The organism is Pseudomonas sp. P5_B2, from assembly GCF_056400445.1.
Genome location: NZ_JBFULH010000302.1, coordinates 1 through 5,072, shown reverse-complemented (window position 1 = coordinate 5,072; position 5,072 = coordinate 1). Strand labels below are relative to the sequence as shown.

The 5,072-nt window shown below is 57.5% G+C and carries 6 protein-coding genes and 1 pseudogene; 3 read left to right on the top strand and 4 right to left on the bottom strand.

What is annotated here, in order from left to right; all coding sequences use genetic code 11:
• Positions 1–300, bottom strand: a 300-nt coding sequence (locus AC1DRJ_RS18975) for an ATP-dependent zinc protease family protein (protein WP_477803499.1), incomplete at its 3' end; no start/stop codon positions are given.
• Between the two features lie 216 nt (positions 301–516).
• Between AC1DRJ_RS18975 and AC1DRJ_RS18970 the strand changes: the two genes are divergently transcribed.
• Positions 517–924: an RNA-binding S4 domain-containing protein gene (locus AC1DRJ_RS18970; protein ID WP_477803498.1), complete on the top strand. Its 408-nt coding sequence runs from the start codon at positions 517–519 to the stop codon at positions 922–924.
• A gap of 116 nt (positions 925–1,040) precedes the next feature.
• On the opposite strand, the pseudogene AC1DRJ_RS18965 reads toward AC1DRJ_RS18970, so the two are convergent.
• Positions 1,041–1,247: pseudogene (locus AC1DRJ_RS18965) on the bottom strand (phosphatase PAP2 family protein); the annotation flags it as partial.
• A gap of 101 nt (positions 1,248–1,348) precedes the next feature.
• Here AC1DRJ_RS18965 and hslO point away from each other — a divergent pair.
• Together hslO and AC1DRJ_RS18955 are read left to right on the top strand one after the other, a co-directional pair.
• Positions 1,349–2,251, top strand: coding sequence for an Hsp33 family molecular chaperone HslO (gene hslO / locus AC1DRJ_RS18960; protein WP_477803497.1), 903 nt, complete (start codon positions 1,349–1,351; stop codon positions 2,249–2,251).
• A gap of 181 nt (positions 2,252–2,432) precedes the next feature.
• A complete protein-coding gene (locus AC1DRJ_RS18955) occupies positions 2,433–3,974 on the top strand; it encodes a phosphoenolpyruvate carboxykinase (RefSeq protein WP_477803496.1) in 1,542 nt (513 codons plus the stop codon).
• A gap of 144 nt (positions 3,975–4,118) precedes the next feature.
• On the opposite strand, the gene AC1DRJ_RS18950 is transcribed toward AC1DRJ_RS18955, so the two are convergent.
• On the bottom strand, positions 4,119–4,472 hold the full coding sequence (locus AC1DRJ_RS18950) for a DUF1493 family protein (protein ID WP_477803495.1): 354 nt from the start codon (positions 4,470–4,472) through the stop codon (positions 4,119–4,121).
• A gap of 285 nt (positions 4,473–4,757) precedes the next feature.
• Complete coding sequence (locus AC1DRJ_RS18945; protein ID WP_477803500.1) at positions 4,758–5,054, bottom strand: hypothetical protein; 297 nt, start codon at positions 5,052–5,054, stop codon at positions 4,758–4,760.
• Positions 5,055–5,072 lie beyond the last annotated feature (18 nt).

The window sequence follows — 5,072 nt, the reverse complement described above, 5'->3', positions numbered from 1 at the left end:
GGCCAGGGTGGTGCTGACCACGTATCGCTTTTGCGCGTGACCGTTGGAGCTTTTAATGGTTTTCATCGTCACCAGTGGCGCTTCGCAGCGTCGATGACGTAATTGCACCACCGTGCCCAGGTGGGCGGTGAAGCGGACCCACTGCTCGCCATCGCGCTCGAACGGCTCGATGTCGGTGGCATGCAGGCTGGAGGTGCTGGCACCGGTGTCGATTTTTGCCCGCAGGCCCGCGACTCCCAAATCCGGGAGCGCCACCCACTCGCGCAGACCGACAACGGTCAAATGGTCAAAWGTCTTCAAAGTTGCTCAACCGGTAGAAACCGCTCGGCCCGCAAGCGGCCGAATTCGCGGTATTCACGCAGAATAATGGTTAAAAGGCGACAGATATCTACGGCCCGGATTTCCAGCCCCTCTGGGAGGTTCTGGAATGTGTGCATTGTAATCCGAGCCGGTGCAATTCTTGGTACGACTGAAACGGTAGTACAGTTCAGCAATATTTCAGAGCGAGGAAATTCCATGGCACAAAAAAACGAAGAGGACGACAAAGTCCGTCTCGATAAATGGTTGTGGGCCGCGCGTTTTTACAAAACCCGTGCCTTGGCCAAGGCGGCGATTGAAAGCGGCAAGGTGCATTGCCGGGGCGAGCGTTGTAAGCCAGGCAAGGAACCAAGAGTCGGCGACGAGTTTGTGATCCGCATCGGTTTTGAAGAGCGTACGGTGGTGGTTCAAGCGTTATCCATCGTTCGCCGTGGCGCGCCGGAGGCTCAGACGCTGTATGCCGAAACCGAGGCCAGCATCGCCAAACGCGAAAATGCCGCTGCCCAACGCAAGGCGGGTGCGCTGGGGATGACCACCGATGGCAAACCGAGCAAGAAACAGCGACGGGATTTGTTCAAATTCCGTGGCAGCAGCAATGACGAGTGAGTCAGACAGCCATCGCGAGCAGGCTCGTTCCCACAGTTGATCGCGGTTTATTGTGGGAGCGAGCCTGCTCGCGATCGAGTGCGCAGCACTCGCCAGATACCACCGGATCTCCGGGGAAGACTTGCAATTGCGCGATCGAGCAACCATATCGGGTGATACCCCAACGATACATCGAGCAGTTAAACAGCCACTCGTCGAAAATCACACACAGCATCTGACCTGTAGGCCATAACCAGAAGGCCCGCAGCACCAGAGACGCAATATTGCGCAGGCGCCTACCGGCGGACGTTCCACCTTGCTTGGAACAACCCCGGATTGTTCATAAAATGCCGGCCATGGCCGAGCGTTGCGCATCCAAGGGTGCTTGCATACACGCAATCTTGACCGTTGAAACCCATTGTCACCACTTCAGATACCCAGACCTATGACCGACCTACCGGATAACGACTTCACCCAACGCTTCATCTTCGATGACAGCGACACCCGTGGCGAGCTGGTCTCGTTAGAGCTCAGCTACGCCGAAGTCCTGGCTAAACACGCCTACCCGGAGCCGGTCGCGCAATTGCTGGGCGAGCTGATGGCGGCTGCATCGCTACTGGTCGGCGCGCTGAAGTTCGATGGCTTGCTGATCCTTCAGGCCCGTTCCGACGGCCCGATCCCGCTGCTGATGATCGAGTGCTCCAGCGAGCGCGACATTCGCGGCCTGGCCCGTTACGAGGCCGATCAGATCGCCCCCGACGCGACACTCGCCGACCTGATGCCCAACGGCGTCCTGGCGCTGACGGTCGACCCGACCCATGGTCAGCGTTACCAGGGCATCGTCGACCTCGACGGCGAAACCCTGTCCGAGTGCTTCACTAATTACTTCGTCATGTCGCAACAGGTCGGCACCCGCTTCTGGCTGTACGCCGATGGCCGCCGCGCCCGTGGTCTGCTGCTGCAGCAACTGCCCGCCGACCGCTTGAAAGATGAAGAAGAGCGCGCCGCCAGCTGGCAGCACATCACCGCGCTGGGCAGCACCCTGACCGCCGATGAACTGCTGAGCCTGGACAACGAAACCGTGCTCCATCGCCTCTATCATGAGGAGCAGGTGCGTCTGTTCGATGTGCAGAAACTGCGCTTCCGTTGCAGCTGCTCGCGCGAACGTTCGGCCAATGCCTTGGTCAGCTTGGGTGTGGAAGATGCGCAAAATCTGGTGGTCGAGCACGGTGGCAACATCGAGATCGATTGCCAATTCTGCAATCAGCGTTATCTGTTCGATGCTGCCGATATTGTCCAATTATTCGCCGGTGCGGGCGTCGACACGCCGTCAGACACCCGCCACTAAAACGGTTCAGCGCAGGTAAATTCACTGGTTAATCCCGGTATTACGCCGTAACGACGGGAGGGCCCTACTTTTTTTGGGCTTTTCTGGCATAATCCGGCCCACTTTTTCTCGCGGTAGTAGTGCACAACTTTCTACTACAAAACGTTTTGGAGCACTCGGCCACTGGCCGATGGGGAACCTCATGACGCAAGCCAATAACGCCGTGTACACCGACCTGAGTGTTGATGCTCTGGTTAAAGAAGCCCTGAATCGCGGTGAAGGCGAGCTTGCCGATACCGGCGCGCTGGTTGTTCGTACCGGTCACCGTACCGGCCGTTCGCCAGTCGACCGTTTCATTGTTGAAGAGCCAACCACTCAGGCTGCCATTGCCTGGGGCCCTATCAACCGCAAGTTCCCGGCCGACAAGTTCGACGCCCTGTGGGACCGCGTTGAGGCGTTCAACAATGCGCAAGAGCATTTCGTTTCCCACGTTCATGTAGGTGCGTCTGCCGACCACTACCTGGCCGTAAAAATGACCACGCAGACTGCCTGGCAGAACCTGTTCGGTCGTTGCCTGTTCATCAACCCGGCCCAGTACAACCCGGCTGGTCGTGATGAATGGCAAGTGCTCAACGTCGCCAACTTCGAATGCGTTCCAGAGCGTGACGGCACCAACTCCGATGGTTGCGTGATCATCAACTTCGCGCAGAAGAAAGTGCTGATCGCTGGCATGCGCTACGCCGGTGAAATGAAGAAAGCCATGTTCTCGGTGCAGAACTTCCTGCTGCCAGCCGCCGACGTGCTGCCAATGCACTGCGCTGCCAACATTGGTGAAGAGGGCGACGTGACCCTGTTCTTCGGCCTGTCCGGCACCGGTAAAACCACCCTGTCCGCCGACGAAAGCCGTTACCTGATCGGTGACGACGAGCACGGCTGGGGCGAGGGCGTGGTCTTCAACATCGAAGGCGGTTGCTATGCCAAGTGCATCGACCTGTCCGAGAAGAACGAACCAGTCATCTGGAAAGCCATCAAGCACGGCGCAGTCCTGGAAAACGTCGTCATTGATGACGCCAAGCACGCCGACTACGACGACGTCAGCCTGACCCAGAACAGCCGCGCGGCCTATCCACTGGAGCACGTTGCCAAGCGTTCCGAGAAGAACCTCGGTGGCGAGCCAAACGCTGTGATCTTCCTGACTTGCGACCTGACCGGCGTGCTGCCGCCAGTGTCGATCCTCAGCGAAGAGCAAGCGGCCTACCACTTCCTGTCCGGCTACACCGCACTGGTGGGCTCGACCGAAATGGGTTCCGGCAGCGGCATCAAGTCGACCTTCTCCACCTGCTTCGGCGCACCGTTCTTCCCGCGTCCGGCTGGCGAATACGCAGAACTGCTGATCAAACGCATCCGCGGTTTCGGCTCGAAGGTTTACCTGGTCAACACCGGCTGGACCGGTGGTGGCTACGGCGTTGGCAAGCGCTTCAACATCCCGACCACTCGCGCTGTTATCGCTGCGATCCAGAGCGGTGCGTTGATCGGTGCTGAAACCGAACACCTCGACACCATCAACCTCGACGTGCCATTGGCTGTGCCGGGCGTTGAAACTGGCCTGCTGAACCCACGTAACACCTGGGCTGACAAGGCTGCTTACGATGAGTCTGCCAAGGCGTTGGCTGGGTTGTTCGTTGAGAACTTCAAGAAGTTCGAAGTGAGCGACGCGATCAAGGCTGCTGGGCCGCAGTTGTAAGTGTTGGTTTGATGTAATGAAAAAGCCGCCCTTTGAGGGCGGCTTTTTTGTGGGCGTTTGATTAACAAACGCCATGTGCCTAACTGCCAATATTCCAGCTGAATGGGCGCTAAACGACCAGAATAGTTGCACTTATGAGAGCGACTAGATGCCTTCCAGCTTCTGTGTGTCCCACCGTTGCGTGTTGATCGCTTGGTAAAGCATGTCGATAGTCAGCGGGACTTTGTCGCCGCGCCCCTTTGCCCTTCGCTTGAGATGCACATCAAACCCTTGCGGCTGAAAGTATCGATAGGCGTCGTAGTCTACGAAGTCGATCCCGAACTGTTCTTCCAGTGCTTCCATCAAATGCCGCGCATCGGCACCGTCACAGCCTAGGTCTAAATTGATCGAGGTGGAGAGGCTGATGGTTTTGCGTTCGGGTAGACCGAGTTCTTCGTGCAGCAACTGCATGAGCAGGCGCATAGTGTGGTCGTCGGGGAAGTTGGGGGCGAGGTTCATGGTGCTGGTGTCCGGTTGGGCTTGCGCGGATCTTATTGGGGTCTGGTTTTGGGGGGAAGCATGGACCTGTTAATCGTTCTGTCGCAGGCGGGGGATCGACCGGGGATTTCTTTAATGTGGAACGCATCAACTGGAAATTTGCGTGAACGCTGACGCTCACCCCGTACCATTTCGTCCATCTGTTTCACGCCTTCCATTAGCTCATCAAAAAATTGGCTCAAGGTTATCTCCAGTTTTCAATGATCGTTCTCACGTAGAGCGTGAGAACGATCTGTTCACGCAGCGTCAGGTCGGCGCTTTCCAGCCCATCATGCGTTGTTGGGCGACCTGCATCAGGTCGAATCCGTCCTGGGTCAGCAGGTAAAGCGCGTGGGTAATGTGTGGAATGTCTTCGACGTCGCCGTGTTTGAAACAAACGCAGTGCAGGGTTTTCAGGAGGTCGCTGGAGGCTCGGATGCGGTGCATGGCAGCTTCGAGGATGTCCTGGGGGTTGGCCTCTGTGTCGATGATCAGGGGCGGGGAATCGGAGAGGTTAGTTTGCAGCGGGCGGTAGCGATCAAAAAGAGGATTTAACGTTGTCACTGATGAACACCTGTATTT

Bases quoted from the DNA above. Each gene is read 5' to 3' on its own strand.
- AC1DRJ_RS18970 (WP_477803498.1), top strand. From the start codon at position 517: ATGGCACAAAAAAACGAAGAGGACGACAAAGTCCGTCTCGATAAATGG.
- hslO (WP_477803497.1), top strand. From the start codon at position 1,349: ATGACCGACCTACCGGATAACGACTTCACCCAACGCTTCATCTTCGAT.
- AC1DRJ_RS18955 (WP_477803496.1), top strand. From the start codon at position 2,433: ATGACGCAAGCCAATAACGCCGTGTACACCGACCTGAGTGTTGATGCT.
- AC1DRJ_RS18950 (WP_477803495.1), bottom strand. From the start codon at position 4,472: ATGAACCTCGCCCCCAACTTCCCCGACGACCACACTATGCGCCTGCTC.